Annotated in this window: 27 protein-coding genes; 13 read left to right on the plus strand and 14 right to left on the minus strand. The window is 63.7% G+C overall.

Annotation, left to right across the window (positions count from 1 at the left end; all coding sequences use genetic code 11):
• Positions 1 to 6: 6 nt before the first annotated feature.
• The 4 genes from folP to ACS0VV_RS08415 all read right to left on the minus strand — a co-directional run bounded on the left by folP (position 7) and on the right by ACS0VV_RS08415 (position 4,241).
• The gene (gene folP, locus ACS0VV_RS08400) at positions 7 to 1,119 is read right to left on the minus strand and encodes a dihydropteroate synthase (RefSeq protein WP_483532264.1); all 1,113 of its coding nucleotides are present in this window, start codon (positions 1,117 to 1,119) and stop codon (positions 7 to 9) included.
• Positions 1,120 to 1,350: 231 nt separating this feature from the next.
• Positions 1,351 to 2,481 (minus strand): DNA methyltransferase, encoded by a 1,131-nt coding sequence (locus ACS0VV_RS08405; RefSeq protein ID WP_483533516.1) that lies wholly within the window; start codon positions 2,479 to 2,481, stop codon positions 1,351 to 1,353.
• A 191-nt stretch (positions 2,482 to 2,672) separates the two neighbouring features.
• A complete protein-coding gene (locus ACS0VV_RS08410; protein ID WP_483532265.1) occupies positions 2,673 to 3,590 on the minus strand; it encodes a calcium/sodium antiporter in 918 nt (305 codons plus the stop codon).
• Positions 3,591 to 3,602: 12 nt separating this feature from the next.
• Complete coding sequence (locus ACS0VV_RS08415; RefSeq protein ID WP_483532266.1) at positions 3,603 to 4,241, minus strand: ribonuclease HII; 639 nt, start codon at positions 4,239 to 4,241, stop codon at positions 3,603 to 3,605.
• Here ACS0VV_RS08415 and ACS0VV_RS08420 point away from each other — a divergent pair.
• The 5 genes from ACS0VV_RS08420 (at position 4,240) to ACS0VV_RS08440 (ending at position 8,564) form a co-directional block, all read left to right on the plus strand.
• Complete coding sequence (locus ACS0VV_RS08420) at positions 4,240 to 5,418, plus strand: PQQ-dependent sugar dehydrogenase (protein ID WP_483532267.1); 1,179 nt, start codon at positions 4,240 to 4,242, stop codon at positions 5,416 to 5,418. The genes ACS0VV_RS08415 and ACS0VV_RS08420 overlap by 2 nt on opposite strands.
• A gap of 143 nt (positions 5,419 to 5,561) precedes the next feature.
• Positions 5,562 to 6,077, plus strand: a complete 516-nt coding sequence (locus ACS0VV_RS08425) for a GNAT family N-acetyltransferase (RefSeq protein WP_483532268.1) — start codon at positions 5,562 to 5,564, stop codon at positions 6,075 to 6,077.
• Between the two features lie 26 nt (positions 6,078 to 6,103).
• Entirely contained in the window at positions 6,104 to 6,652 is a 549-nt protein-coding gene (locus ACS0VV_RS08430; protein ID WP_483532269.1) for a DUF1285 domain-containing protein, read from the plus strand.
• Positions 6,649 to 7,248, plus strand: coding sequence for a CoA pyrophosphatase (locus ACS0VV_RS08435; protein ID WP_483532270.1), 600 nt, complete (start codon positions 6,649 to 6,651; stop codon positions 7,246 to 7,248). The genes ACS0VV_RS08430 and ACS0VV_RS08435 overlap by 4 nt, the downstream gene beginning before the upstream one ends.
• Before the next feature lie 134 nt (positions 7,249 to 7,382).
• Entirely contained in the window at positions 7,383 to 8,564 is a 1,182-nt protein-coding gene (locus ACS0VV_RS08440; protein WP_483533517.1) for a CCA tRNA nucleotidyltransferase, read from the plus strand.
• A gap of 165 nt (positions 8,565 to 8,729) precedes the next feature.
• Here the strand turns inward: ACS0VV_RS08440 and parC are convergent, their stop codons facing one another.
• Positions 8,730 to 11,027 (minus strand): DNA topoisomerase IV subunit A, encoded by a 2,298-nt coding sequence (parC, locus tag ACS0VV_RS08445; protein ID WP_483532271.1) that lies wholly within the window; start codon positions 11,025 to 11,027, stop codon positions 8,730 to 8,732.
• Positions 11,028 to 11,130: 103 nt separating this feature from the next.
• Between parC and ACS0VV_RS08450 the strand changes: the two genes are divergently transcribed.
• Positions 11,131 to 11,691, plus strand: coding sequence for a type 1 glutamine amidotransferase domain-containing protein (locus ACS0VV_RS08450; protein ID WP_483532272.1), 561 nt, complete (start codon positions 11,131 to 11,133; stop codon positions 11,689 to 11,691).
• A gap of 75 nt (positions 11,692 to 11,766) precedes the next feature.
• Here ACS0VV_RS08450 and ACS0VV_RS08455 read toward each other — a convergent pair whose 3' ends face one another.
• Positions 11,767 to 12,597: an alpha/beta hydrolase gene (locus ACS0VV_RS08455; RefSeq protein ID WP_483532273.1), complete on the minus strand. Its 831-nt coding sequence runs from the start codon at positions 12,595 to 12,597 to the stop codon at positions 11,767 to 11,769.
• A 313-nt stretch (positions 12,598 to 12,910) separates the two neighbouring features.
• Here ACS0VV_RS08455 and ACS0VV_RS08460 point away from each other — a divergent pair, with 313 nt between their 5' ends.
• Complete coding sequence (locus ACS0VV_RS08460) at positions 12,911 to 13,789, plus strand: DUF4349 domain-containing protein (RefSeq protein WP_483532274.1); 879 nt, start codon at positions 12,911 to 12,913, stop codon at positions 13,787 to 13,789.
• A gap of 23 nt (positions 13,790 to 13,812) precedes the next feature.
• Here ACS0VV_RS08460 and ACS0VV_RS08465 read toward each other — a convergent pair whose 3' ends face one another.
• From ACS0VV_RS08465 to ACS0VV_RS08480, 4 genes are all read right to left on the minus strand, one after another.
• Positions 13,813 to 14,595, minus strand: a complete 783-nt coding sequence (locus ACS0VV_RS08465; RefSeq protein WP_483532275.1) for an ion transporter — start codon at positions 14,593 to 14,595, stop codon at positions 13,813 to 13,815.
• A gap of 12 nt (positions 14,596 to 14,607) precedes the next feature.
• Positions 14,608 to 14,937: a 2Fe-2S iron-sulfur cluster-binding protein gene (locus ACS0VV_RS08470; protein WP_483533518.1), complete on the minus strand. Its 330-nt coding sequence runs from the start codon at positions 14,935 to 14,937 to the stop codon at positions 14,608 to 14,610.
• A 5-nt stretch (positions 14,938 to 14,942) separates the two neighbouring features.
• Complete coding sequence (locus ACS0VV_RS08475) at positions 14,943 to 16,031, minus strand: cysteine desulfurase family protein (protein WP_483532276.1); 1,089 nt, start codon at positions 16,029 to 16,031, stop codon at positions 14,943 to 14,945.
• 129 nt (positions 16,032 to 16,160) lie between these two features.
• The gene (locus tag ACS0VV_RS08480; protein WP_483532277.1) at positions 16,161 to 17,219 is read right to left on the minus strand and encodes a cysteine desulfurase family protein; all 1,059 of its coding nucleotides are present in this window, start codon (positions 17,217 to 17,219) and stop codon (positions 16,161 to 16,163) included.
• A 119-nt stretch (positions 17,220 to 17,338) separates the two neighbouring features.
• Here ACS0VV_RS08480 and ACS0VV_RS08485 point away from each other — a divergent pair, with 119 nt between their 5' ends.
• Both ACS0VV_RS08485 and ACS0VV_RS08490 read left to right on the plus strand, forming a co-directional pair.
• On the plus strand, positions 17,339 to 17,995 hold the full coding sequence (locus tag ACS0VV_RS08485; RefSeq protein WP_483532278.1) for an alpha/beta hydrolase: 657 nt from the start codon (positions 17,339 to 17,341) through the stop codon (positions 17,993 to 17,995).
• Positions 17,996 to 18,135: 140 nt separating this feature from the next.
• Positions 18,136 to 18,837 carry an energy transducer TonB gene (locus ACS0VV_RS08490; protein ID WP_483532279.1) on the plus strand — a complete coding sequence of 234 codons (702 nt, stop codon included), beginning with the start codon at positions 18,136 to 18,138 and terminating at the stop codon, positions 18,835 to 18,837.
• Positions 18,838 to 18,839: 2 nt separating this feature from the next.
• Here the strand turns inward: ACS0VV_RS08490 and ACS0VV_RS08495 are convergent, their stop codons facing one another.
• Positions 18,840 to 19,046: a hypothetical protein gene (locus ACS0VV_RS08495; protein ID WP_151975344.1), complete on the minus strand. Its 207-nt coding sequence runs from the start codon at positions 19,044 to 19,046 to the stop codon at positions 18,840 to 18,842.
• Positions 19,047 to 19,108: 62 nt separating this feature from the next.
• Between ACS0VV_RS08495 and ACS0VV_RS08500 the strand changes: the two genes are divergently transcribed.
• Together ACS0VV_RS08500 and ACS0VV_RS08505 are read left to right on the plus strand one after the other, a co-directional pair.
• Complete coding sequence (locus ACS0VV_RS08500) at positions 19,109 to 21,004, plus strand: DUF885 domain-containing protein (protein WP_483532280.1); 1,896 nt, start codon at positions 19,109 to 19,111, stop codon at positions 21,002 to 21,004.
• Positions 21,005 to 21,086: 82 nt separating this feature from the next.
• Positions 21,087 to 21,254: a hypothetical protein gene (locus ACS0VV_RS08505; protein ID WP_199857884.1), complete on the plus strand. Its 168-nt coding sequence runs from the start codon at positions 21,087 to 21,089 to the stop codon at positions 21,252 to 21,254.
• 22 nt (positions 21,255 to 21,276) lie between these two features.
• Here ACS0VV_RS08505 and ACS0VV_RS08510 read toward each other — a convergent pair whose 3' ends face one another.
• The 3 genes from ACS0VV_RS08510 to ACS0VV_RS08520 form a co-directional block, all read right to left on the minus strand.
• The gene (locus tag ACS0VV_RS08510; protein WP_483532281.1) at positions 21,277 to 21,789 is read right to left on the minus strand and encodes a DUF937 domain-containing protein; all 513 of its coding nucleotides are present in this window, start codon (positions 21,787 to 21,789) and stop codon (positions 21,277 to 21,279) included.
• Positions 21,790 to 21,791: 2 nt separating this feature from the next.
• Positions 21,792 to 22,112 (minus strand): hypothetical protein, encoded by a 321-nt coding sequence (locus tag ACS0VV_RS08515; protein ID WP_483532282.1) that lies wholly within the window; start codon positions 22,110 to 22,112, stop codon positions 21,792 to 21,794.
• A gap of 201 nt (positions 22,113 to 22,313) precedes the next feature.
• Positions 22,314 to 23,921 (minus strand): phosphoenolpyruvate carboxykinase, encoded by a 1,608-nt coding sequence (locus ACS0VV_RS08520; protein ID WP_483532283.1) that lies wholly within the window; start codon positions 23,919 to 23,921, stop codon positions 22,314 to 22,316.
• Between the two features lie 280 nt (positions 23,922 to 24,201).
• Between ACS0VV_RS08520 and ACS0VV_RS08525 the strand changes: the two genes are divergently transcribed.
• Positions 24,202 to 24,972 carry a response regulator transcription factor gene (locus ACS0VV_RS08525; RefSeq protein WP_483532284.1) on the plus strand — a complete coding sequence of 257 codons (771 nt, stop codon included), beginning with the start codon at positions 24,202 to 24,204 and terminating at the stop codon, positions 24,970 to 24,972.
• Between the two features lie 5 nt (positions 24,973 to 24,977).
• The gene (locus ACS0VV_RS08530; protein ID WP_483532285.1) at positions 24,978 to 26,558 is read left to right on the plus strand and encodes a stimulus-sensing domain-containing protein; all 1,581 of its coding nucleotides are present in this window, start codon (positions 24,978 to 24,980) and stop codon (positions 26,556 to 26,558) included.
• Positions 26,559 to 26,562: the final 4 nt, after the last annotated feature.

Genomic DNA, 26,562 nt, shown 5'->3' on the forward strand with positions numbered 1-26,562 from the left:
CGCGCCCTAGCTCTCCAGCCCCGCAAAATCGGTCAGCGCCGCGTCGCGCAGGCCGCGCCAGACATTGCGCGCCTGCACCGTTTCGAACACGTCGTGCACGCGCAGCAGCTGCACGCCCGCATCCATCCCGAGCTTGGCCAGCGTCAGCGAGCCGCCGACACGCTGGTGCGCCGCCACTTCATTGCTCAGTGCGCCGATCATCCGCTTGCGGCTCGCGCCCAGCAGCAGCGGGCAACCCAATGCGTGATACATGGGCAGCGCGTTGAGGATGGCGAGATTGTCGGCCAGCGACTTCCCGAAACCGATGCCGGGATCGAGCACGATGCGCTCTGCCGCAATGCCGCCTGCAATCGCCGCATCGCGCAAGCCTTTCAGAGTATCGAACACGTCGAAAGCGACGGCGGTGTAATCCGGCCCCGCGTGCAAGTCCTCTCCCGTTCCCGGCGCGTGCATCAGGATGACGGGTACGCCTGACGAGGCTGCGAATTCGACGCTGCGCGGATCGTAGCGCAGGCCCGACACGTCATTGATGATATGCGCGCCCGCCTCCAGCGCCGCCTCCATCACCGCGGGGCGGCGCGTATCGACGCTGACCGCCGCACCCATCGCCACGCAATGTTCGATCGCGGGAACGACGCGTTTCACCTCCTCGCCTTCCCATACGGGTTTGGCGCCCGGCCGCGTGCTTTCCCCGCCAATGTCGATGATCGCCGCGCCCGCTTCGTGCATGGCGGCGGCGTGCATCTGCATTTCCTCGGGGTCGTCCATGAAGCGCCCGCCATCGGAGAAGCTGTCGGGCGTGACGTTGAGAATGCCCATCACCTGCGGCTGGTCGAGCCGTATGGTGCGTCCGCCCAGTTCGAGCGGCGCGTGTACCTTGGCGAGCCCCGCCCATTGTGCGCTGGCTTCCTCCGCCAGGGTGTCGGGCAGCGCAGCGAGAGCTTCCGCCATCGTCGCCTTGGTCGCATTCTGGCGCGACAGCACACGCCCGCCCTCGCGCACGATCACCGCAAACTCGCGCGCATAGACCATCCCGCCCCCAAGCCGCACCGCCTCCCCCTCGACCGCCTGCGGGCCGGAGACGGTGGTGATCGGCTGGATGTAGAGCGATTGGGTCATGCGTTTGCTTTCAATGCCTTGAGCCGTTCTCGGGCGCTAACCTGTTACACCTGTTACAGTGTCCTGAGGCAAAACTTTTCAGCCACAGCTTTCGCCTGTTTGCGGAGCGATTGGAAGGGTGTTCGGTGCGCATTTGCACGGGTGTATGCGCGGGGCGTTGGCGTAGGAAAGGGGCGGTACGCATACCCAACGCGTCACCCCGGATCACATCCGGAGTGACGACTGCACGGCTCAATCCTCGCTCGCCAGCAGATACAGCCCTCGCGCCGCATCGATAGGCTTCACCTCGCCGCCCGCTTCGTAGTGCCAGAACGTCCAGCCGTTGCAGCTTGGTGCGCCCTGTAACTCTTTGCCGACGCCGTGGATGCTGCCCACCAGCTTGCCGCATTCGATGCTGCCATCGGCGCGTACGGTCGCTTGCCAGCGGCGCGCTTTGTCGAACAGCAGCGTGCCGGGGGCGAGCAGGCCCGCCTCAACAACCGCGCCAAACGCCACGCGGGGCTGGGTCTTGCGGCTTTGCATTGTCGTGAGCGCGCTTTCATCGAGCGGCAGTTCCTTTTCGATGCGCGCGGTCGCCACCTTGCGATAGTCCGCCTCGCGCTCGCAGCCGATCCATTCGCGGCCCAAGCGCTTTGCAATCGCGCCCGTCGTGCCGGTGCCGAAGAACGGGTCGAGCACCACGTCGCCCTTCTCGGTCGTCGCCAGCAGCACGCGGTAGAGCAGCGCCTCGGGCTTTTGCGTCGGGTGCGCCTTGTGACCTGCCTCGTCCTTCAACCGCTCTCCGCCGCTGCAGATCGGGAAGGTCCAGTCGCTGCGCATTTGCAGCTCGTCATTCAGCGTCTTCATCGCGCGGTAATTGAAGTGGTATTTCGCCTTCTCGCCCTGGCTCGCCCACAGCAGCGTCTCATGCGCATTGGTGAAGCGGGTGCCGCGAAAGTTCGGCATCGGATTGGTCTTGCGCCACACGATGTCGTTCAGAATCCAGAAGCCCAGATCCTGCAGGATCGCGCCGACACGGTAGATATTGTGATAGCTGCCGATCACCCACAGCGCGCCATCGGGCTTCAGCACGCGGCGGCATTCGGTCAGCCAGTCGCGGGTAAAATTGTCGTAGATCTGGAAGCTGTCGAACTGGTCCCAGTGATCGGTCACTGCGTCGACATGGCTGCCATCGGGCCGGTTGAGATCGCCGCCCAATTGCAAATTATAGGGCGGGTCGGCAAAGACGAGATCGATGCAGGCATCGGGCAGCTTGCGCATTTCCTCCACGCAGTCGCCGGCAAGGATTTGCCCCAGCGGCAAGTCCTGTTTGTCGACCTTTGGCGCGCGCGTTTTGACCGGTGCGGTGCGTATTTTCGTCAGATTGCCCACGGAATACCCCTCAAGTTATCCACAGGGGATGAATCCTCGGGAGTCCGGGGTCAAGCGGCAATTTTGCACCGCTCCACCACAGTTAGAGCGGAACAAAAGGAGTCTCACACAAGATATTGAGTCTGCGCGTTATTACAGGACTCGATATGCTGCGGTGTGGCCGCGAGGACTCACCTGCAAATTTAGGCGAACAAAAGCGCCGTATTCACCGTGAACGCCGCCAAAAGCAGCAATCCCAGCCCGCGTCCGATACTGTGCGCATAGCGGCACAGCAGCAGCATGAGCACCGCCGATCCTGCCAGCACCGGGAATTCGAGGTCGAGCATCTCCGCCGGGATCGCGAGCGGCGACACAGCCATCGTCACCCCGCCAATCATCAGCAGGTTGAAGATGTTAGAACCGACGACATTGCCCACCGCCAGATCGCTGCGCCCCTTGAGCGCGGCAGCAATCGATGCGGCAAGCTCTGGCAGCGAGGTGCCCACGGCGACGATGGTGAGACCGATAACCGTCTGCGAGACGCCGGCAATGGTCGCCAGTTCGATCGCGCCATCGACGAGGAATTTTCCGCCCACCACTAGCGCGCCAAGGCCTGCAAGGAACAGGACGATCGCGAGGCCGAAACCGGGCTGTTTTTCCTCATCATCTTCTTCCAGCTCGGGCGGATGGCGCAGCCGCCAGACGATATACACCACCAGCGCCACCAGGAGTGCGATCCCGATCCAGAGCGCACCTGCCTGCGACACGGCCAGCGCCCAGACAGCCAGCGTCGCAAGCAGCGCGACCACCGCATCGCGCTTGCCGATGCCGTGGAGGATAATCGGCGCCACCAGCGCGGTCGCGCCGAGGATAAGCAGCGTGTTGGCGAGGTTAGAGCCGACGACATTACCCCAGGCAATGCCGGGCGAGCCGTCGAGTGCGGCCTGCACGCTGGCGACCATTTCGGGCATGGATGTCGCCGCGCCGACAATCACCAGGCCGGTCACCAGATTGGAAATGCCCAGCCGCTTGGCCATGGCGACAGAGCCGCGCACCAGCAATTCGCCGCCGACAAACAGGCCGACAAGGCCGCCGAGAATGGACAGGGAGAGAACTAGCATGGGAGGCAGGCGTTACAGGCTCATTTCCAATTGCGCCACCGGCGCGAAAGACCGCCTGTGCAAAGGCGTTGGGCCATGGACGCGCAACGCCGCCATATGTTCCGCCGAGCCGTAACCTTTATTGCGTTCCCAGCCATAATGCGGATGCTCTTGCGCGGCCTCAACCATCAGCCGGTCGCGATATTCCTTGGCGAGGATGCTGGCGGCGCCGATGCACGCCTCCTTCCCGTCGCCGCCGACAATCGCGCGCGCAGGCCAGCGCCACTGCCCGCAGCGTCCTTCCGGAGTCAGATTGCCGTCGATCAGCGTGGTGACTTGCGCTCCGCCCAGAGCATCGCACAGACGTTCGACCGCAAGGCTCATCGCCAGCATGGTCGCGCCGAAGATGTTGAGCCGGTCGATGTCCTCAACATCGACGACGCCGATCCCCCACGCGCAGTGCTCGCGGATTTGCGCCTCTGCCGCCGCGCGCGCTTTGGCGGAGACCTTCTTGGAATCGTCTACGCCCCTAGGGGCAGGCTTGCACAACACGACCGCCGCCGCCACAACCGGCCCCGCCAGCGGCCCGCGCCCCGCCTCGTCCACTCCGGCGACCAGCGGCGTGTCACCAAGCCGGGCACCAAATTCTGCATAAGGCGTTGCACACAGCATGAAACACACACTCCTGACCCTCGCCCTATTCCCCGCCACCCTCGCGCTCGCAAGTTGCGCGAATGCCCAATCGGGGGATAGCCCGCCTATGGTCGTGACCGCTGGTGAGCCGGTGGCGCTGGCCGAAGGATCGCCCTTCACTGCCGAAGCGCACGCCAATTTCGCCGAGCCGTGGGCGCTGAAATTCCACCCCGAAACGGGGATGATTTTCATCACCGAGAAGGCGGGCGCGCTGAAGGTCTATGACCCGGCAACGGGCGCAATCAGCGAAGTGAGCGGCGTTCCCGAAGTCGCCTATGCCGGCCAAGGTGGCCTCGGCGACATCGCCTTCGCCCCCGATTTTGCCGACAGCCGCATGGTCTATTTGAGCTGGGCGGCGAGCGATGGCGGCGACGGCACCTTTGCCGTGGTCGGTCGCGGAACGCTGGAATGCGGCGCGGAAGGCTGCGCGATCAGCGACCTTTCCGAAATCTGGCGGCAGAGCGTCGCAGGCGCGCGGCGTGGCCACTATTCGCACCGCATCGTCTTCTCGCCCGACGGGCAGTATCTGTTCATTTCCAGCGGTGACCGGCAGGAGCAGACCCCCGCGCAGGATCTGGGCAACAATCTGGGTGGCATCGTCCGCCTGAACCTCGACGGCACGCCCGCTGCGGGCAATCCGTTTGCGGGGCAAGGCTCGCCCGCCGATCAGATGTGGAGCTATGGCCAGCGCAACCTCCTCGGCCTCGCCATGCGCGAGGATGGCGAATTGTGGGAGCTGGAGCACGGCCCCGCGGGCGGGGACGAGCTGAACTTCGTCGTTGCCGGAGCCAATTACGGCTGGCCCACCCGCTCCAATGGCGACAATTACAATGGCGTCGCCATCCCCGACCACACCGAGGATGACGGCTTCACCAAGCCCGCCATCCACTGGACGCCGGTGATCGGCCCGGGCGGCATGGACTTCTATGCAGGCGATATGTTCGCCGATTGGGAAGGCCAGCTGCTGGTCGCCAATCTCACCATCCCATCGGTCGTGCGCATCGCCACCGATTCGAGCGCAAACAGCGCCGAAGAGCTGGGCCGCTACGAATTCCCCAACCGCCTGCGCGATATCGAGATTGCTCCCGATGGCGCGATCTGGGTTATCGAGAATGGCGACAACGGTCGGTTGATTAGGCTTACGCCTGCGGGGTAGAAATCTGCATCGTCATTGCGAGCGTAGCGAAGCAATCCAGTAACGACGGGACTGGATTGCCGCGTCGCCTGCGGCTCATCGCAATGACGGAAGTGGTTTAGACTTTGCAAGCGCGACCAAACCCCTTTATCGGCGCGCGCCTGATGGATGATACTGCCACGCTGATCCCGCTCGAAGCGGTTGCGCCCGATATGATCGAGGCTCTGCTCGACCGTGCCTTCGGGACGGATCGCCATGCCCGCACAGCCTACCGTGTGCGCACCGGCATGGACTGGCTGCCTGCGCTGAGCTTCGCCGTGGTCGATAGCGAGGAATTGCTGGTCGGCACGATCCAGACATGGCCCGTCGCGCTGACTGATCCCAAGGGCCGCGCGCATCCGATGCTCATGGTCGGCCCCGTAGCTGTGGTGCCCGAGCGGCAGGGCGAAGGCTTCGGCCAAGCGCTGATGGCGGCGATGACCGCCGCGCTCGATCCGCAGACCGCGCTCCCGCAAGTGCTGGTGGGCGATCCCGAATATTACGAACGCTTCGGCTTCACCGGCGCGCCGACGCAAGGCTGGCTGCTGCCCGGCCCTTACGAAAAGCATCGCTTGCTGGTGCGCTGCGCCAATCCCGCCGTGCTCCCCCACGAAGGTATGCTTGGGCCTTGGATTGGCTGACGCGCTCTGGCATCGGGGAATGACCGATGCCGTATACCCCGCCCCCTGATCTTGCCGGACTGTCGCTCGCCGAAATCGCGCTCGAAACCGCACGGCGCGGCCTGCCGCCGGTCGCCGACTGGAACCCGCCTGAACAGGGCGACAGCGGTATGCGCATCGCGGCGGACGGGCGCTGGTTCCACAATGGCGGTGAGATCACGCGCCCGGCCATGGTGCGCGCCTTTGCCAGCCTGCTGCGGCGCGAGGACGACGGGCGCTATTTCCTTGTCACACCGCATTACAAGCTAAGCATAGAGGTGGAGGACGCGGCCTTCATCGCCGTGGATGTGAAGGCCGAAGACGATGCGCTCGCCTTTCGCCTCAACACAGACGAGTTGGTGCTGGCCGGGCCGGACAATCCGCTGCGCGCGGCGGGCGATGCGGAGGCTCCTGCGATCTATCTGGCGGTGCGCCATGGCTGCGAGGCGCGGCTCAACCGCTCGACATGGCTGCAATTGGCCGAGCTGGCACGGTTCGAAGGCGATGTGCCGCTCGTCTCCAGCCAAGGGGCCGATTTTCCGCTGGTGCCGCGATGAGCGATCTTTTCACCCGCACGCAGCGGCTTTTCGAAGGCAGCGCGCATATCGGGATCGAAGGCATCCGCGATGACAGTGCGTGGGTGACACGCGAACCGCGCGATGCCGCCGTGCTGATGGCGATTACCGAGCGTGCCGAGCCCGGCCTGCTGCTCACCCACCGCCCCAAGACCATGGCCGCGCATCCCGGCCAAGTCGCCTTCCCCGGCGGCAAGCTGGAACCGGGCGAGGACGCGGTGGCGGCGGCCTTGCGCGAGGCGGAAGAAGAGCTGGCGATCCCGCGCGACGCGGTGCGGATTATCGGCACGGGGCAGAATTTCATGACCGGCACCGGCTTCAACCTTACCCCCGTGCTGGGGCTGGTGCCGTCCGATATCACGATCACCCCCGACCCGCGCGAAGTCGATGGCTGGTTCGAGGCGCCCTTGCGCTTCGTGCTCGACCCGCGCAATCACGTGCCCAAAATGGGCGATTTCGGCGGCGTGCAGCGGCCCTATATCGAGATCGTGTGGCAACAGCACCGCATCTGGGGAATCACTGCGGGGATCATCGCCAACCTGTCGCGGCGGCTGGATTGGCGCGAATTGGTTTCCTGAATTCCACACATCCGATTGCCCTGAGCTTGTCCCCTATCCCGCTCACCCTGAGCTTGTCGAAGGGTCGCACTTTCTTCTAGCGGAGAGTCCGAAAGGAAAAACGATGCTTCGACAGGCTCAGCATGAGCGGTGTTGTGGTGGCTAGGCTCCCCCAAACCGACTGGACACAGCGCGCAGATCTGGCGCAGCTTGTTGCCGCATTGGGCGCGGAGAATATGCGTTGGGTAGGCGGCGCGGTGCGTGACACTTTGCTGGGCAGCGAAGTCAACGACATCGACGCGGCCACCAGGCTGCATCCGCTGCAAGTCATGGAACGGCTGGAGGCCGCAGGAATCAAGCCGATTCCCACCGGCATAGAGCACGGCACCGTCACCGCTGTGCTGCCCGGCGGCCATGTCGAGATCACCACCCTGCGCAAGGATGTCGCCACCGATGGCAGGCGCGCGACGGTCGCGTTCGCGGAGGAATGGCACGACGACGCCGCGCGCCGCGATTTCACCATCAACGCGCTGTTCGCGCATCCCGAAACGCTGGAAATCAGCGACTATTTCGGCGGGCTGGCCGATCTCGATGCGCGCACTGTCCGCTTCATCGGCGATGCCCGAGAGCGTATCCGCGAGGACCACCTGCGTATCCTGCGCTACTACCGCTTCCAGGCGCGGTTCGGGGCGGAGCTGGATGCCGAGGCAGAGGAAGCCTGCGCCGAACTCGCCTCCACGCTGAAAGGCCTCAGCCGCGAGCGGGTGGCGATGGAAGTGCTGGCGATCTGTGCCCTCTCCGATCCGCATTCCGTGCTGGCGCGGATGTTTGAACGCGGGGTGCTGCCGGTGATCCTGCCTGAAACAGGCGTGAAGGAGTTGGAGGCGCTGGCCGCTTTGGTGGCGCATGAGCAGAGCCAAGCCGCCGCGCCTTCCGCGCTCCGCCGCTTCGCCGCTCTGTTGCCGGAGGACGCGAAGCTCGCCGATCAGGTCGCGGCGCGTCTAAGGCTTTCCAATACACAGCGCAAAGTGCTGACGCTGCTGGCTGCTCGCTCGGAAGTTGAGGGGGACGCGCGCGCCCTCGGCTATCGCCACGGCAAGGACGAGGCGCGCGATCTGCTGCTGCTGTCGGGGGGCGACACCGCGCCGCTCGCCAATTGGGACGTGCCGACCTTCCCGCTCAAAGGCGGCGCCATCGTCGCGCGCGGGGTTGGCGCAGGGCCGGAAGTCGCGCGCATTCTGCAAGCGGTGGAGCGGCGCTGGATAGCGGAAGGCTTTCCCGATGCGGCGCGGGTTGAGGTGCTGCTGGACGAGGAATTGGGCGGCCAAGGCTCATAGCCGTTGCGAATTCGTCCTTCGACACGCTCAGGACTAGCGGAACATTTCAGACGCGAAGCGGCTGACCGAGCGCACAGCGCGACCCGCAGGTGCCGCGCAGCCGGAACAAAGTCCCGGCGGAGCGAATAGCACCGAGGATGCTCGCCCGGATGGGCGAGCGGAACATCAGAATCTATTATCCTTCGGGAACCCCTGCGGCGGCAGCCGTCCCGCAGCGCCGCGCGCCACTTTCCACATTCCGATTTCGGTCTCGGTCCGCGTGCGGCCGCTATCGCCGCCCATCGCCCAGCTGAGGCCATCTTCCAGCGTGAAAGTCGTCGCATCGGACAGTCCGCCATCGCGATAGCGTTGCAGGGTGACGCCCTGCCCGCGGCTCATCACCGGCATTTCTTCGAGCGCGAAGGCGACCAGCTTGCGGTTCTCGCCCACCACCGCAACATGATCGTGCTCGGGCGCAATGGGCCGCGCCACCATCAGCTTCGCATCGCCTTTCAGGTTCACCACCTGCCGCCCTTTGCGCGTCTCGGCGAGCAGTTCGTCGGTGATCGCGACAAAGCCCTTGCCGATCGTGCTCGCGAGCAGGATCTGCTTGTCCTTGGCGTGAACGATCACCGCGATAATCCGGGCGCTCGCATCAATGTCGAGCGTGTTGCGCACCGGCTCGCCAAAGCCGCGCGCGCCGGGCAGCTTGTCCGCACCCAGCGTGAAGAAACGCCCGTCATCGCAGGCGAGCAGCACGCGGTCGGTCGTCTGGCAATGGACGGCGAATGCCGGGCCGTCGCCTTCCTTGTATTTGAAATCGCCCGCGCCATCCTTGCCCAGATCGACATGGCCCTTCGCCCCGCGCACCCAGCCCTTCTGGCTGAGCACGACAGTGACGGGCTCTTTCTCGATCATGGCATTGGGGTCGAATTCCACCACCGGCGCGGCATCGGTGATTGTGGTGCGGCGTCTGCCGAGCGCGGTATCCGGCCCGTATTCCTTGCGCAAAGCGGCCATGTCTTTCTTCAGCCGCGTTTTCTGCCGCGCGGGACTGGCGAGCAAGGCTTCCAGCTCAGCCTGCTCTTTCAGCAGGTCGTCCTTTTCCTGCCGCAGTTTCATTTCTTCCAGCTTGCGCAAGCTCCGCAGCCGCGTGTCGAGGATGGCTTCGGCCTGCCGGTCGGTCAGGCTGAATTCCTCCATCATCACCGCTTTGGGATGATCCTCGTACCGGATGATTTCGATCACCCGGTCGAGATTGAGGAAGGCGATGATATAGCCTTCGAGAAGCTCCAGCCGGTCGGCGATCTTGCCGAGGCGGTGCTCCGCGCGCTTTTGCAGGATTTCGATCTGGTGGCGTACCCAGTGGGTCAGCAGCTCTTTCAGCCCCATGACCATCGGCGTGCGCGTGTGATCGAGCACGTTCATGTTGAGGCCGAAGCGCGTTTCCAGATCGGTGAGCTTGTAGACGCTTTCCTTGAGCATCTCCGGATCGACATTGCGGCTGCGCGGGACGAGGACGATGCGGATATTTTCGTCGCTCTCGTCGCGCACGTCTTCGAGGATCGGAAGCTTCTTGTCGGCAATCGCCTGCGCGATCTGCTCGATCAGCTTGCTCTTGGGCACCTGATACGGGATTTCGGAAATAACGAGCTGGTATCCGCCGCCCTTTTGCCGCTCGATCCCCGCTTCGCGATCTTCGGCATTCTCCGCCTCGGGCGCGTGGAAGCGGCCGCGCACGCGGAAGCTGCCGCGCCCCGTTTCATAAGCACGTGAAATCGCTTCCGGCCCGTCCACGATCAGGCCACCCGTGGCAAAGTCCGGCCCGTGGAAGACGCCCATCAGCGCGTCGTGCGTCACGTCCTTGTTGAACAGTACGAGCTCGGCCGCGTCGAGCACTTCGGCGACATTGTGGCTGGGAATGCTTGTCGCCATGCCCACAGCAATCCCGCTCGCGCCATTGGCCAGCAGGTTGGGGAACAGGCCGGGCATCAGCTCGGGTTCCTGCTCCTCGCCATTATAGGTCGGGATGAAATCGACCGTGCCTTCATCCAGCCCCGCCATCAGCTGCATGGCGGTGCGCGTCAGCCGGGCTTCGGTGTAGCGGTAGGCGGCGGCGTTATCGCCGTCGATATTGCCGAAATTCCCCTGCCCCTCGACGAGCGGATAACGCAGGGTGAAAGGCTGGGCGAGGCGCACCATCGCATCGTAAACTGCGGTGTCACCATGCGGGTGGTACTTGCCAATCACATCGCCCACGACGCGGGCGGACTTCTTGAACGCATTATCGGGCGACAACCGCAATTGCCGCATCGTCCACAGCAAGCGGCGGTGCACCGGCTTCAGACCATCGCGCAAATCCGGCAGCGAACGCGCTGTAATCGTGGACAGAGCGTAGACGAGATACCGTTCTGACAACGCACTTTCGAACGGTTCGCGGATGATGCCCTGTTCGGAATCGGACGTGTCTTCGGGAGTAACCATCGGTTCGCCCTATCACCCGAACGGGTCACCGGACAGCACGGAACGATGCGATTTCCCCACCCGTTGATCCATCAGACACGCAAATGTGAAAGGAGAATACTCCATGACCCAACGGATCATGATTTTATCGACCAACGGCTTTGAACAATCCGAGCTGGAAGAGCCCAAACGCCGCCTGGAAGAAGCAGGCTACGAAACCGTCGTCGTGAGCCCCGAAAGTGGCGAAATCCGTGGCTTTTCGAGCGGCGAATGGGGAGAGCCCGTGTCGGTTGATCTGGACATTGCCGAAGCATCGGCGGCCGATTTCGACGCGCTGATGCTGCCCGGCGGCCAGATCAATCCCGACATTCTGCGGATGAATGACAAGGCGGTCCAGCTTGTCCGCGATTTCGACGGGGCGGGAAAGCCGATTGCCGCCATCTGTCATGCGCCATGGATGCTGGTCGAGGCCGGTCTCGTCAAGGGTCGCAAGGTCACCAGCTGGCCTTCTGTGCGGACCGATCTCGCCAATGCAGGCGGCGATGTGGTGGACGAAGAGGTTGCCGTAGATGGCAACATCATCACCAGCCGCAACCCGGACGACATTCCGGCCTTCACCAAGGCGGTTATCGAGCAGTTGCAAAATCGCTCCGCCAGCGCCGAGCGCGAAATGGAAAGCACATAAGCGCCCCATTCGCGCCGGTCTTTATCAGACCTTCGCACGGCTCCGTCACCCCCGTGGTGGCGGAGCCTTGTCGTATCACCTTTGCACTGTCCTGATTGCGTAGTCCGCATCTCCGCCCTGCAAATGGGCCGCGACGAAATCGGCGGTCAAATCCGCCCAGCCTTGCTCCGCAACCTCCATAGATCCGAAGCCGACACCGCCGAAGCCGTGGCCCGCACCAGTCACGGTAGCAAATGAAAGCGGCACGCCTGCGGATCGTGCTTGGCGAACGATCTCCTCTGCCTCGGTATAGCCGACAACCGTGTCCGCCGTGCCATGCAGGATGAAGAGCGGCGGTTCACCGGCATCAATCACGCCCTCGGTCAGCAGCAGCCCCCAATAATCGACCACGACGCGCGGCTCGGGCCGCGAAATGCCGAAATCATCAGCGCCATAGGCCACTTGTAGCACCGTCATCGCGCCTGCCGATGCGCCCCACAGGCCGATCCGTTCCGCATCCAAACAGTAGGCGGCACCCTGTTGCTCGATCCAGTGCATGGCATTCACCGTATCCTCCACCGCGGCGGCGACCGCTGCGGTGCGGGCATGGAAGGTTGTTCGGTCGCGCGTGCGAAGGTCTGCCGCCAATGCCTCCATTGCCGTGGCAATCAGCGGCGCATCATCGCGCAAGCGATAGGAGATCGACACCATGGCGATATCGTGGCGGGCCAGCGCTTCGGCGATGCGGGTGATATGGCCGCTGCGATTTGACCCTTCGACAAAGCCGCCGCCATGCACAAAGACGACCGTTGGTCGCGGCTGGAGGCACGGCGCGTCGGGCGCGTAGAGATCGAGCAGGAGCGGCATTTCGCCAGTTTCGGTCGCGCCGGTGGAATAACGGATATCGGCAATTCGGACCGGCTCCATTGGGACATCGACAAAACTTCGGACAGGCTGCTCGGAAATGGCCGGTGAACAGCTTCCCAGCGCTGTGATGCCCGCAAGGGCGATGCTCGCTGCGCGCAATTTTCCCATTGAGTCCCTCCCCGGCCCCTACCTCTCATGCACCGCAGATACGGCAATGTCACGCCGTCCGTGGTCGAACCAGCGCCCGAAGGCCGGGGGTGCAAACCCACTTGCCAAGTGCTGTAAAATGTGGCGAGATTATGGCGCAATTAAGGCAATAAGGAGGCCGAAGATGCGTAAGAGAGGTTTTTTGATAGCCATTTCATTGGCTTGTATGGCGCTTGCTGCCTGCTCCGAATCGGAGAATTATGGCGAAAGTGCCGAATATGCCGAAGCGGATGCCACAATTGAGGCAGCGCCGGAGGCACTCTTTGAAGAGGGCGAAGAGATCGCCGAGGCGGCATCCACCGCGTCCGACAGTGCCGCGCTCGAAAGCCGCCCGGACATTCCGCTTACCCTGCCCCGCATGGCCTATACCTATGAATACGGCTTCCAGATGGACGCGGCAGAGATCGCTCCCTTGCAGGAACGCCATGCCGATATGTGCGAGGCCGCAGGGCCCTATGTCTGCCAGATCGTCTCGCAATCGCATTCGGGCAATGTCGAGGATGGCTATGCCAGCGGTCGGCTCGAACTTGCGGTGATCGCCAATCAGGCCCGCGAATTCGGCGGCAGGCTGGGCGCGGCGGCGACCACGGCGGGCGGCGAGCAGGTGACGGCTGGCATCACCGGCGAAGATATCACCCGCAACATGGTCGATACCGAAGCGCGGCTGCGCAGCCGCATCGCCTTGCGCGACCGGATGATGGAAGTGCTGCGCACCCGCCAGGGCAGCGTCGAGGAAATCGTTGAGGCCGAGCGGCAGGTCGCGCGGATAAACGAGGAAATCGATCAGGCGCGCACCTGGCTGGAAGAAATGCGCGGGCGCGTCGCCTTCACCCGCATCAATATCGATTATTCGACTGCCAGCGCTCCGGCGAGCAGCTTCTTCGATCCGGTTTCGTCAGCCTTTGCCAGCATCGGCGGCATTCTGGGCTATCTGTTCGCCGCATTCATCGTGCTGGGCAGCATCCTCGTGCCCGTGGGCGGCGCGATCTGGGGCGTGAAACGGTTGCTCAAGCGGTTTGAGCCGCCGGTCGAAGCCGAGGCCTAGGCCGTGAACGCGGGGGCGGGTCGTTACCTGCCCCCGCGCTCCTCCACCGCATGGCGCAGTGCCGCGATTTCGTCTTTCAGGCCGCGCAGTTCGTCGAGGATCATCTCGCGCTCGTCATGCGCCTCTTCCTCGGTCGCCTCGCTCATCGCGTTCACGATCACACCAATAAACAGGTTCAGCACGATAAAGCTGGTGAGCAGGATAAACGGCACGAAGAAGGCCCAGGCGTAAGGGTACACTTCCATCACCGGGCGCACGATGCCCATGCTCCAACTTTCCAGCGTCATGATCTGGAACAGCGAATAGAGCGAGAGGCCGAGATTGCCGAACCATTCGGGGAAGGCCCCGCCGAACAGTTTGGTCGCCATCACCGCGCTGATGTAGAACAACAGCAGCAGCATCACGATCACCGTGCCGATACTGGGGATGGCCTGGAACAGGCCGACGATCACGCGGCGCATACTCGGCACCACCGAGACCAGTCGCAGCGCGCGCAGGATGCGCAAGGCGCGCAGCACGGAGAATTGCTGCGATGCGGGCACCAGCGCCACCGACACGATCACGAGGTCGAAAATGTTCCAGCCATTGCGGAAGAAGGCCAAGCGGTAGGCGAACAGCTTCAGCGCCAGCTCGACCACGAAAATGCCCAGCGCAAGCGTATCGAGCGCGTGGATGATGCCGCCGAACCGCGCCATCACGGAGGGCGAGGTTTCCAGCCCGAGGCCAATGGCATTGATGACGATCACCGTGATGATCGCCTTCTCGAACCAGCCCGCTTCGACGAACTGCCTGACCCGCTCCTGCATTCCGGGCGTCCTTCAGAAGGCCTGCGCGTTTACGCTGGCATCGGGAATGCGCACGGTCAGCCCGTCCAACTCCTCGCCGAGAATGATCTGGCAGGACAGGCGGCTGGTCGGCTGCACATCGGCGGCAAGGTCGAGCATATCTTCCTCTTCCTCGCTCGCTTCGGGCAGTTTCGCAAACCATTCGCGGGCGACGATCACGTGGCAGGTGGAACAGGCCATCTGCCCCTCGCACGTGCCTTCCAGCGGCATACCAGCGGCCTGCGCGACCGCCAGCAGGCTCTTGCCCGCCTCGGCGTCAGCCTCTACCTTGTCGCCATCGCGGGTGAGAAACGTGATTTTGATGGGGCCTATCCTTGCTGCGATGCAGCACTGATAATCACTTTCGCGCCCGCTTCAAGCTCCTCCGGCGTGGTGTAGCGGCCCCAGCCGATGCGGATCGTGCTTTTGGCTTCGGCGTCCGAAAGGCCGATGGCTTTCAAGACATGGCTAGGCTTGCCCGATCCGCTGGCACAGGCCGATCCTGCGGAGAACATCACGTCGCGGCAATCGCTCATCAGCCGCGCGACATCCAATCCCTCGCGCCGGATCGAGAGATTGGCGTGGTTGCGCGCCTCCATGCTGCCATTGACTGCCCAGCCATCGAACAGGTCCAGCGCGCGGTCCCACAGGCTGCGGGCATGGGCGGCGTCTGCCTCCATCCGCTCCGCCGCGAGTTTGGCCGCTGCGCCAAAGCCTGCACACAGCGCGGTGCTGAGCGTGCCCGAGCGCAGTTTCTCCTGCAAACCGCCGGTAATTTGCGGGTCGATCTCTACCCCGTCGCGCACCCACAGCGCGCCGATGCCTTTGGGGCCATAAAGCTTGTGCGCGCTGATCGCGATCATGTCCGCCCCTTCGGGCGCGGCGAATTTGCCCGCACCCTGCACCGCATCGCACAGCACCAGTGCGCCTGCTTCACGCGCGCGTTCGGCAATCTCGGTTACGGGCTGCACTGTCCCGATTTCGTTGTTCACCTGCATCACGCAAACGAGCGCAGTGTCGTCCGGCAAATTGGCGCGGGTGTCGATAATGCCGTCGCGGTCGACGGGAATGATGTGCGGTTCGTCGAGCACTTTGGCGGTGTCGCGCACGGCGGCATGTTCGATGGCAGAGGCGGCGATGCGGCCCTGCTTTGCGCCGCCTTTCATCACCGTGCCGCGCATGGCGAGATTGATCGCCTCGCACGCATTGCCAGTGAAATGCACCGTGCCGCCGGGCGGAAAAAGCGCCGCGACCTGATCGCGCGCCAGCTCGACAGCGGCGGCGGCCATTCGGCCCATGCGGTGCGGCGAGTGCGGATTGGCAAAGCCGGTGCTCTCCGGTCCGCCGAGCCATTGCAGCATGGCATCGCGGGCCTCGGGCGCAAGCGGCGTTGTGGCTTGGTTATCGAGGTAGATCATGCGCCTCGCTCTAACGCCCTAATCCCGTCATTGCGAGCGCGGCGAAGCAATCCAGTCCCGATGTCCACGGCATTTTCAAACGTCAGAACTGGATTGCCACGTCGCCTGACGGCTCCTCGCAATGACGATTTAGAGAAGACTTTCCCAAGCCTCCACAAACGCATCCAGCTCCTCCGGCGTTGTGCTCCAACCGAGCGAGACGCGGATCGTCCGGGCGGCCGTCGCGTCATCAACGCCGAAGGCATGGAGCACACGGCTCTTTTTGAGCGTTCCCGAAGAACAGGCACTGCCCGCCGAGACCGCAAAGCCCATCGCGTCGAGCCGGATGAGCAGGGCCTGCGCCGACATAGTGGGGTGGGTGAGCGGGATGATGTAGTTCGAGCGAGCACCTAGGAAAGTCTCCCATGGCTCCATCCGTTCGCCGAACATCGTAAATGCGGAAGCAACGTTGGGGTCTGGCTCTGGCGCTTCGAGGGCGGCGGCCATACCCATCACCGAAGGCAAGTTTTCCGTACCCCGGCGGTAGCCGCGCTCGTGTCCGCCCAAAGGCTTCAACAATGCAAAATCGCGCACCAACAAAGCCCCGATCCCAATGGGGCCGCCGAACTTGTGCGCTGCAACTATCGCCAAGTCAGCCTCGGCTGGCAGCTTCATTTTCCCAGCACTCTGCGCACAATCGACTAGCAGAATACCACCTGCATCGTGAACCATCGCAGCAACCGCGCTTAAGTCTTGTACCGTTCCCGTTTCGGAGTTGACGTGCTGAACAGCGACAAGAGTCGGTTTTTGCAAACCAGCGTCAAGCAGCTGGAAAGGCGAGCATAACTGTGAAATCGCGGATGGGTCTACGCCATGACGGTGCCCGATTGGCAGCTCTACGGCTCCCTCTGCCACAAATCGATGTAGCGCATCGTGTTCCACTGCACTGATCCCACAGCGGCGGACCTTCGATTGCTTGACGGCCAGCGCCGCTGCCTCACTCGCCCCGCTCGTAAAGATCAGCTCTCCTTCCCAGCCGAGCGCCGCCTTGCACCGCGCCCGTGCATCCTCCAGCGCGGCCTTCGCTTTGCGGCCCTCTGCATGGGGCGAAGACGGGTTCGCCCATATGGCAAAGCCCTCCTCCATCGCCGCCTTCGCTTCGGGGCGCAGCGGGCTGGTGGCGGCGTGGTCGAGATAGATGCGCTTCATAGAGAGACGGGGACGCTTAGAATGATTGCGATTTTACGGATCATGCCTATATAGCCGCCCACTTGCGCAGCGCCACCCGCTCCGCGCACCCACCATTTTTGCCAAGGCCATACAAGCCCATGCCGCACGTCATTTTCCCCGGCCCCGAAGGCCGTCTCGAAGGTCGTTTCTCCCCCGGCCCGCGTCCGCGCGCGCCCGTTGCCATGATCCTGCACCCGCATTCGCAGGGCGGCGGCACGATGAATGACCGGATCGTGCAGAAGCTCTACAAGACCTTCGTCGATCGCGGCTTTGCGACCTTGCGCTTCAACTTTCGCGGCGTGGGCCGCTCGCAAGGGTCTTTCGACAACGGAATTGGCGAACTGTCCGATGCGGCGAGTGCATTGGACTGGGTGCAGCAGATCCATCCCGAAGCGCAGGTGACTTGGGTTGCCGGTGTCAGCTTCGGCGCGCTCATCGGGATGCAGCTGCTGATGCGCCGTCCGGAAATCCGCGGCTTCATCTCGATTGCGCCGCCAGCAAATATGTACGACTTCAGCTTCCTCGCCCCCTGCCCCGCCAGCGGCATTTTCATCCAGGGGACGAATGACACGGTGGTGCAGCCGCAATCGGTGGAAAAGCTGGTCGAGAAGCTGCGCACGCAAAAGCACATCACGATCCACCACGACGAGATTCCGCGCGCCAACCACTTCTTCGAGAACGAACAGGAAGAACTGATGGCGTCGGTCAACCGCTATCTCGACTTCCGCCTCGATCCGGCCTGCCCGATCTCCTGATCGGGCGCCGAACCACGCGCACAGTTCCGAATAACCGTTTGCAGGACACCCCCGCGTAACACTGTTGCGCGAGTGGACTTGCCATTCTCACTTTCTTACGTTAGGTAATAGTATAACATGACTCGCTAAGGAGAGAAGCCATGTCATACGCCAATGCCACCATCACCCCGGCCCAGCGCGCCAAGGCCGCCACGACCGTTATCGGAATCCATGCGCTTATCGGCGCGGGCCTCATCGCCGGGCTTGCGGTCACCACAATTGTTGCTGAGCCGGTTGAGGAGCCCTTCGAGGGGACCGAAATCCTGATCGATGTTCCGCCTCCGCCTAAGCCGGACACGGTGGAACAGCCCGTCCCGCAGCCGCGCGACATCATCTATGTGCCGCCGAGCCCCTTCCCCCTTTCACCGAGTGATCCGATCCCGACATCGCCGACACCGGCCCCGCCCGGCCCGCCGATAACCGACCCCGGTGCACAGGCAGGCCCGCGCCCCACGGAAACGCCGCGCGCTACACCATCGCCCACGCCGTCCCCCTCACCCACCATCGCAGCGGTCGCGGCACGCCCCACGAATGGGCCGGTAGGCTGGATTACGACCGACGATTATCCCGACCGCGATTTGCGGCGCGGCAATGAAGGCACGGGCAGCTATCGCCTGACCATCGGCAGCAATGGCCGCGTCACCGGTTGCGAGATGACCCGCAGCACCGGGCATAGCGGGCTCGACCGGCAGACCTGCCGCGTCATCCAGCGCGTTGCCCGTTTCACCCCCGCCACCGACACCACCGGCGCCCGGGTGGCAGGAAGCTATACCGGCGAAGTGACCTGGCAGATCCCCGAATAGGCCTACTCGGCATTCCCGGCAGCGGCATCGGCGAGCGTCTCGCCATCCGCTGTCGGGAGCAGCCAGATCGCCACATTGACGAACATCACCGCCGCCAGCAGCGCCATCAGCCCCGCATTCTTGCGATTGCCGCGCCGCCACAGCGCCACCGCGCCCGCTACAAGAGCCACTCCGGCGAGCATGATGATAGAAATAATGACATCGAACATCCCGTCGCATTAGCGCGCGCCGCCGCTTGACGGAAGCGCATTGGTGCGCGACCACTTGGCGCATGACCACACCTTTCGATCACACGCTCACCCGCCGTTCCTTTGTTGGCGCGCTCGGGGCCACCACCGCGCTCACCGTTCTGCCCGGATGCGCCGCCAGCCAGACCGCGCAGACGGAGCCTGTCTTCACGACAATGTCTCCGCCTGCAGGACAATCGGCGGGCGAGGCGTTGCTCGAGGAAATGGCCTACAATCTGCTCGAACACGAACCGCTGCGCGCGAGCAGTCTGGGTGTGGAAACCGGCACCCACGCCGCCTTGCGCAGCCGCTTGCATGATGCGACGCAGGCGGGGCAGGATGCCTATGCGGCAACACTCCAGCGCGATCTGTTGCGCGCGCAGCAATTCCCCAAGGTCGGCATGGATGCGGCGACCCGCACCAGCTTCGAAGTGGTCGAAAGCGCATACCAGACAGCCATCGAAGGCTTCGCCTTGCCCTATGGCGATATCCCCGTCGGCAGCTGGCGCACCGCGCCCTATCCCGTCATCCAGAATGTCGGCGCCTATATCGATCTGCCGCGCGCGCTCGATAGCGACCACCCGATCCGCAACGAGGAAGATGCCGAAGCCTATCTCTCCCGCCTCGAAGCCATGCCCGATGTGCTGGCGGGCGAGCTCGAACGGATGCAGGCAGCGCGCGCAATGGGCGTTGTGCCGCCCGATTTCCTGCTCACCCGCGCCAATGACCAGATGGAACGCCAGCTGACCGACGCGATGGCGGGCGGATCGCTGGTGGAATCGCTCGTCCGGCGCACCGGAGAGGCGGGTATCGCGGGTGACTGGCAAGCGCGCGCGCAAGAGATCGTCACCGGCCCGATCGCCTTGCGGCTGGAAAACCAGCTCGCCGAAATCCGCACGCAGTTACGGACGGCGGGCAGCGCGCCGGGTATGTACGCGCAGCCCGAGGGCGACGAATGGTATCGCTGGAGCCTCAAATCTTCGACGACGACCACGATGTCGCCCGCCGAAATCCACGAGCTGGGCATCGACACGCTGGCCGACATTCACGCCGAGATGGACCCCATCCTGCGCAGCCTCGGCTATACCGAGGGCAATCCCGGCCAGCGGATGATCGAATTGTCGCAGGACGACCGCTTCAAATTCGCCGAGGGCGATGAGGGCCGCGCGCAGATTATCGACTTCCTCGAAGAGCGGATCGAGTGGATACGCGGCGAAATGCCCCGCGCTTTCCGCCGCGTGGTCAATCCCGCCGTGCAAGTCCGCCGCATTCCGCCGAATGAGGAGCTCGGCGCGCCCACCGCTTATGGCGGCGCTCCGGCGGTGGACGGATCGCGCCCCGGCACCTTCTGGATCAATCTGCGCACCACCGATCTGCACCGCGCCTATGATCTGGTCACGCTCACGCATCACGAGGCGATTCCGGGCCATGTGTGGGAGGGTGAGTACTCGAACCAGTTGCCGCTGATCCGAGCGATCCTCGCGTTCAACGCGTTCAGTGAAGGGTGGGCGCTGTATAGCGAACAATTGGCGGACGAGTTGGGTGCCTATGCCGACAATCCCGCGTGGCGATTGGGCTATCTGCAAGCCGCCGCCTATCGCGCCATCCGGCTGGTGGTCGATACCGGTCTCCACGCACAAGGCTGGGGACGGCAGCAGGCGATCGATTACTTCCACACGAACAGCGGGGTGGACATTCCCGAGACCACCAACGAGATCGACCGCTATTGCAGCTGGCCGGGCCAGGCCTGCGGATATATGGTTGGCAAGCTGGAGATTTTGCGCCAGCGCGGCCTTGCGCAGCAGGCGCTGGGAAGCAACTACGACCTGCGCGATTTTAACATGGCGGTGGTGGAAGGCGGCAATGCGCCGCTGGATGTGATGGGGCAGAACGTCTCGCGATACATGATCGCCAATGGCGCGCAGATCACGGTCGGTTAGCGCGGCGTTAACCGCGTTTGTTGAGCCGGAATTAACCAATGGGGCGCAGCTTGCCACTTTCCTAACACGGAAGGAGCGCCCCGTGGAGCTGACATTTCTGGTGATCGCCGCCATGGGCGTAATGCTGCTGGCGCTGTTGCCGCGATCCGAAATCCGCTGGCAACGCATCGGTTCGCGCGGTGGCGCGGCAATGTTGATCGGGCTCGGCCTGTTCGGCGCGGTGCATTCCGCGCTCGCGCAATCGGTGTGACTGCGCGAGCGCGAAAAGACGTTTAGCGGCGCGCCATCCCGCTAACGATCGAGCCGAGGATTCCCCCCAGCCCGCCGCCTTGCGCGCCTTCGCTCTGGCCCGCCTGCCGGGTCATATAGCCGACGACCGCCATGGCGAGGATCGGCAGCATCCGCTTGAGCAGGTTTTCGTCCAGCCCGGTCACGCCGGCGACTTCGCCTGCAACCGAGCGGCTGACATCGCGGCTGCCGAAAATGCTGCCGAGAATATCGTTGCCCTGCTCTACCGGCGTCGCCTGCGGAGCCAGCACCGCTTCGAGCAGACCGCCGCCAAGGCCGCCACCAGATGCTCCGCCACCCAGCACCGAGCCGAGCACGCCGCCCAGCCCGCCAAGCGGATCGGAACCGCCGCCTGCGGTGGAGCTACGTCCCATCCCCGCGACAATGGCCGGAAGCAGAGCGCCTGCGCCCATGCGCGCGGTCGCTTCGTCGATATTCAGCTCGCGCGCCATGCTTTCGATGACGCCCGTCTGCTGGAGGATCTGTGCAAGGCTCACCCTCAGCTACGCCCGAAGAAGCCCTTGGCCATATCGGCAATGTCGTTCAGCGGATTGCCGTCACCATCCTTGTCCACCATCGCAGCGAAGCTGCTCAGCGAGCCTTCGCCGCCAATCGCATCGCGGATCTGGTTGAGAATGCCTGCGTCCATGCCGGTGCGCTCTGCCGCCAGTTCGATGGTGTCGCCTTCCTGCTGGTGCGATTCGCCCAGCGCTGCCACGGCGCGCGCTGCGTCGGCAGGATCAATGCCCAGCTTTTCCGCCATGTTGGTAACGGTGGGGTTGTTGGTGACGTGGCCGAGAATCTGGTCAAAAATGCTCATGAAAATCCCTCCTTGGAGTTGCGTGTCGTGCTGGCGTGAAAGGACGCTTCGCAGGCCTTGGAGTCAAGTAAAACAAGGTGAAACATGTATGACTCAGGGGCAGACTGTTTTGCCGGAGCGTACAAAAGTTCGGGCCCCGCTCCGCACCGGATTTCTCCGGCACGGGCGGGGCCTCCTCTCCAACTCTACAGCGGGCTTGGCTTACGCCGCCTGCGGCGCCGCACCGCGCACCCCGTCATCGACATGGGCGGCAAAGGGCGCGAAATTGTCGACGAAGAGCTGCACCAGCTTCTGCGCCGCCGCATCATAGGCTGCGCCATCGGCCCAGGTGCTGCGCGGGTCGAGGATGGTCTGGTCGATACCCGCCTCAGCCAATGCGGGCACGCTGACGGGCACGTCAAAGCCGAAATTGGCGTCCTTGCGGTATTCCACGCCGTCCATCTTGCCATCCAGTGCGGCATTAAGCAGCGCGCGCGTCGCCCTGATCGGCATCCGGCTTCCGACGCCATATTTGCCGCCCGTCCAGCCGGTATTGAGCAGCCAGCACTGCACCCCGCCCTTGGCGATCCGCTCCTTCAGCAAATTGCCGTATACCGAGGGGTGACGCGGCATAAAGGGCGCGCCGAAGCAGGTGCTGAAGGTCGCCTGCGGCTCGGTGACGCCGATTTCGGTGCCAGCAACCTTGGCGGTGTAGCCCGACAGGAAGTGATACATCGCCTGATCGGGCGTGAGCCGCGCAATCGGCGGGAGCACGCCAAAGGCATCGGCGGTCAGCATCACCACATGGCTCGGCACCGGACCAAGATTGTGCTCGCTGGTGTTGGGGATGAAGTCGATGGGGTAAGCACCGCGGCTGTTCTCGGCGAGCGAGGCGTCGTCGAAATCAAGCTCGCGCGTGGCGTCGTCCATCACGACATTTTCCAGCACCGTGCCGAACATCCGCGTGGTGGCGTAAATCTCCGGCTCGGCCTCTGCGGACAGGCGGATCATCTTGGCGTAACAGCCGCCTTCGAAGTTGAACACCGACTGGTCACTCCAGCCATGTTCGTCATCGCCGATCAGCGTGCGGCTGGCATCGGCGGAAAGCGTCGTCTTGCCCGTGCCCGACAGGCCGAAGAACACCGCGGTCTTGCCGTCCGGCCCGGTATTGGCGGAGCAGTGCATCGGCATCACGCCCTTCGCGGGCAGCAGGTAATTGAGAATGCCGAACACACCCTTTTTCATCTCGCCCGCATAGCGCGTGCCGCCAATCAGGATCAGCTTCTCGGTAAAGTTCACCGCCACCACCGTTTCGCTGCGCGTGCCGTGGCGGGCGGGATCGGCCTGGAAGCTGGGCAGATCGATGACGGTATATTCGGGCACGAAGCCTTCAAGCTCTTCAGCGGTCGGGCGGCACAGCATCGTGCGGATGAACTGGTTGTGCCATGCAAGCTCGTTAATCACGCGCACATTGACGCGGTGTTCAGGCTGCGAGCCGCCGAACAGGTCTGCGACATAGAGCGTTTGTTTGTCCGCCAGCGCAGCCATGAAATCGGCCTTGAGCGCGGCGAAGTGTTCGGGATTCATCGAAGCGTTATTGTCCCACCACACGGTGCTCTCGGTCTCTGCATCGCGGACGATGAACTTGTCCTTCGCGCTGCGCCCGGTGTGCTTGCCGGTTTCGACCACCAGCGGGCCGTGCTTGGCGAGACGCCCCTCGCCATTGGTAATCGCGTGCTCCACCAGAGCGGGCGTGCCGAGATTGGCGTGGATCGTGGCGGTGGTGGCAATGCCCTGCGCGGACAAGGGAACACTAAGCGAAGCGGACACAGGCCTATCCTCTCAATTACGCGTTTGGCGCGGGTAATTTGCGCCGATGGGGCCGCTGCGGTTCCGTGCGAAACCGCTCCAGCGCATACGAATGCGCAGCAGCTTTGACGCGCCCCTTAGTGATGCCAAAAGCGCGCGTCAAATCCCTGTGGTTAACCTCTCGCCATGTTATCGTTCACAACGCGCCCAAGCGGCTTTCTCCAGCGGTTTTTTGCTCTAAAGTTGTGAACAGGCGCGCAAATCGTTAGGCCCCGACGGGAGAGAAAAAAGGCAAGCGGCAATGCAGGCGGAAAGCGAACAGGCTCAAGGCGCGGCGGCAGGCCGGAACGGCGATGCCCAGCGCGTGGTCGCATTGGTCGATGATGACCGCAACATTCTGACCACCCTGTCCATCGCTTTGCAGGCAGAGGGATACACCACGCGCGTCTATTCCGATGGCGAAGCGGCACTTGATGCGTTGCTCGGCAATCCACCCGATCTTGCGGTTTTCGACATCAAGATGCCGCGCATGGACGGTATGGAACTGCTGCGCCGGCTGCGGGAAAAGTCCGATCTCCCTGTGATCTTCCTTACCAGCAAGGATCAGGAAGAGGACGAAGAGGCCGGCCTTGCCATGGGCGCGGATGATTATATCGCCAAGCCGTTCAGCCAACGTCTGCTGCTTGCCCGTATTCGGGCGATCCTCCGCCGCGCCGCACCCTTGGAAGAAGGGCAGGAGGCAGACTCCGCCAGCGCACCTGCCGACGGCGGCCTGATCGTTCGCGGTCGGCTCAGCATGGATCCGGCGCGGCACCAGGTGACGTGGGACAACAAGCCAGTGAGTCTGACCGTTACCGAATTCCTCATTCTGGAAGCGCTTGCCCAGCGCCCCGGCGTTATCAAGAGCCGCAACCAGCTGATGGATGCCGCCTATCCCGACGACATTTTTGTCGACGACCGCACGGTCGATTCGCACATCAAGCGGCTACGGCGCAAATTCCGCGCGGTGGATCGCGAATTCGGCGCAATCGAGACGCTGTATGGCGCGGGCTACAGCTTCTCCGATGGCTGAAGCCCATGGCTGACCCGCCACAGCAGGAAAGCAGGCTGGACCGGCTGACCATGCCGGTGGGCAAATCGCTGGCCAAGCGGATTTTGGCCGTTAACCTGATCCCGTTGCTGGTGTTGGCGGGAAGCCTGTTCTTCCTCGACTCTTACCGCCGGCAATTGCTCGACGAGCGGTTCAAACTCGCGCGTATCGAGGCACAGATTACTGCGGAAGCGCTGGCGGGTGCGACAACCGAACGGCAGGAGGCACTGCTCAGCCAGATCGGGCGCGAACAGTCGATGCGGCTGCGGATGTACGATGCCGAGGGCAGGCTGATCGCCGACAGTTTCGCCCTCGCCGACCCCAGCTTTGCATTCGATGATCCGGTGGCCGAGCCCTTCTTCGAGGATCTGGCCCGCTGGACAGACAATGCGGTGAACATCGTCACCGGCGCGCCCTCTGCCCCGCCCTATGTCGAACCCGAAACCACCGATGCCGATGCCTGGCCGGAACTGGTGCGGGTGCGCCAGCAGGGGCTGAGCCAGATCGAACTGCGCCGCGCGCCCGACGATACGCCGGTCATCAATGCCGCCGCGCCTGTGGGCCTTAACGGCGCGACTTTGCTCACCACCCGCAACGCGGTCGACATCACGCAGGCGGTGCGCAATGCGCGCTCCAGCCTGATGACGATCATCCTGCTGGCGCTTGGCCTGTCAACGATCCTTTCGCTCTATCTCGCAAACACCATTATCGAGCCGCTGCGACGCCTCGTCAGCGCGACGCAGCGCGTGCGGCTGGGGCGTGAGCGCGATATCGAAGTGCCGCGAATGCAGGAGCGCGGGGACGAGATCGGCCTGCTCGCTCGCGCGGTTTCGGACATGACCGCCACTTTGCGCCACCGCATCGATGCAGTGGAAAGCTTTGCGGCTGATGTCGCGCATGAGATCAAAAACCCGCTCGCTTCGCTGCGCAGCGCCACCGAATCGATGCCCAAGATCGACGATCCGGAACTGCGGGCGCAGCTCGTCGATATCGCCGCGCATGATGTGCGCCGCATCGACCGGCTGGTGAGCGAGATTTCCGAGGCCAGCCGCATCGATGCCGAACTCAGCCGCGCGACCTTCGAGCAGGTCGACATGACCGAGCTGTTTTCAAACGTCGTCGCGCGGAAGATGGAGCGCGGTGAAGCGCGCGGCTGCACGCTCGAGATCGAACCTGACGGTCTGCCCTCCACGGTGATGGGCGTGCCCCTCCGCCTGGAGCGGGTGGCGGAAAACCTGATCGACAACGCCGTGTCTTTCTCCCCAGAAGGCGGGCGGATCGTCATTTCGGTGACCAATGCCGAAGGCCGCGTAGAAGTACGGGTGAGCGACCAGGGGCCGGGCATCCCCGAAGACGAGCGCGAGAAGGTGTTCCGCCGCTTCCACTCGCACCGGCCTGAAAACGAAAGCTTCGGCAACCATTCTGGCCTTGGCCTTGCCATCGGCCGGACAATTGCCGAAGCGCATGACGGCACGCTGCGGGTAGAGGATGCCCCGCCCTATCTTGGCGGTGCGTGTCTCGTGCTGGAACTGCCCGCCGCCAAGCCGGTGCTGCGCAAAGGAGAGTAGGAAG

The sequence above is a fragment of the Aurantiacibacter sp. KMU-128 genome (assembly GCF_056933515.1).

What these genes read in the sequence shown, in the direction of transcription:
- folP (WP_483532264.1), bottom strand. Translation starts at nt 1,119, where the DNA reads ATGACCCAATCGCTCTACATCCAGCCGATCACCACCGTCTCCGGCCCG.
- ACS0VV_RS08410 (WP_483532265.1), bottom strand. Translation starts at nt 3,590, where the DNA reads ATGCTAGTTCTCTCCCTGTCCATTCTCGGCGGCCTTGTCGGCCTGTTT.
- ACS0VV_RS08420 (WP_483532267.1), top strand. Translation starts at nt 4,240, where the DNA reads ATGAAACACACACTCCTGACCCTCGCCCTATTCCCCGCCACCCTCGCG.
- ACS0VV_RS08415 (WP_483532266.1), bottom strand. Translation starts at nt 4,241, where the DNA reads ATGCTGTGTGCAACGCCTTATGCAGAATTTGGTGCCCGGCTTGGTGAC.
- ACS0VV_RS08425 (WP_483532268.1), top strand. Translation starts at nt 5,562, where the DNA reads ATGGATGATACTGCCACGCTGATCCCGCTCGAAGCGGTTGCGCCCGAT.
- ACS0VV_RS08430 (WP_483532269.1), top strand. Translation starts at nt 6,104, where the DNA reads ATGCCGTATACCCCGCCCCCTGATCTTGCCGGACTGTCGCTCGCCGAA.
- ACS0VV_RS08435 (WP_483532270.1), top strand. Translation starts at nt 6,649, where the DNA reads ATGAGCGATCTTTTCACCCGCACGCAGCGGCTTTTCGAAGGCAGCGCG.
- parC (WP_483532271.1), bottom strand. Translation starts at nt 11,027, where the DNA reads ATGGTTACTCCCGAAGACACGTCCGATTCCGAACAGGGCATCATCCGC.
- ACS0VV_RS08450 (WP_483532272.1), top strand. Translation starts at nt 11,131, where the DNA reads ATGACCCAACGGATCATGATTTTATCGACCAACGGCTTTGAACAATCC.
- ACS0VV_RS08455 (WP_483532273.1), bottom strand. Translation starts at nt 12,597, where the DNA reads ATGGAGCCGGTCCGAATTGCCGATATCCGTTATTCCACCGGCGCGACC.
- ACS0VV_RS08460 (WP_483532274.1), top strand. Translation starts at nt 12,911, where the DNA reads ATGGCGCTTGCTGCCTGCTCCGAATCGGAGAATTATGGCGAAAGTGCC.
- ACS0VV_RS08465 (WP_483532275.1), bottom strand. Translation starts at nt 14,595, where the DNA reads ATGCAGGAGCGGGTCAGGCAGTTCGTCGAAGCGGGCTGGTTCGAGAAG.
- ACS0VV_RS08475 (WP_483532276.1), bottom strand. Translation starts at nt 16,031, where the DNA reads ATGATCTACCTCGATAACCAAGCCACAACGCCGCTTGCGCCCGAGGCC.
- ACS0VV_RS08480 (WP_483532277.1), bottom strand. Translation starts at nt 17,219, where the DNA reads ATGAAGCGCATCTATCTCGACCACGCCGCCACCAGCCCGCTGCGCCCC.
- ACS0VV_RS08485 (WP_483532278.1), top strand. Translation starts at nt 17,339, where the DNA reads ATGCCGCACGTCATTTTCCCCGGCCCCGAAGGCCGTCTCGAAGGTCGT.
- ACS0VV_RS08490 (WP_483532279.1), top strand. Translation starts at nt 18,136, where the DNA reads ATGTCATACGCCAATGCCACCATCACCCCGGCCCAGCGCGCCAAGGCC.
- ACS0VV_RS08495 (WP_151975344.1), bottom strand. Translation starts at nt 19,046, where the DNA reads ATGTTCGATGTCATTATTTCTATCATCATGCTCGCCGGAGTGGCTCTT.
- ACS0VV_RS08500 (WP_483532280.1), top strand. Translation starts at nt 19,109, where the DNA reads ATGACCACACCTTTCGATCACACGCTCACCCGCCGTTCCTTTGTTGGC.
- ACS0VV_RS08515 (WP_483532282.1), bottom strand. Translation starts at nt 22,112, where the DNA reads ATGAGCATTTTTGACCAGATTCTCGGCCACGTCACCAACAACCCCACC.
- ACS0VV_RS08525 (WP_483532284.1), top strand. Translation starts at nt 24,202, where the DNA reads ATGCAGGCGGAAAGCGAACAGGCTCAAGGCGCGGCGGCAGGCCGGAAC.
- ACS0VV_RS08530 (WP_483532285.1), top strand. Translation starts at nt 24,978, where the DNA reads ATGGCTGACCCGCCACAGCAGGAAAGCAGGCTGGACCGGCTGACCATG.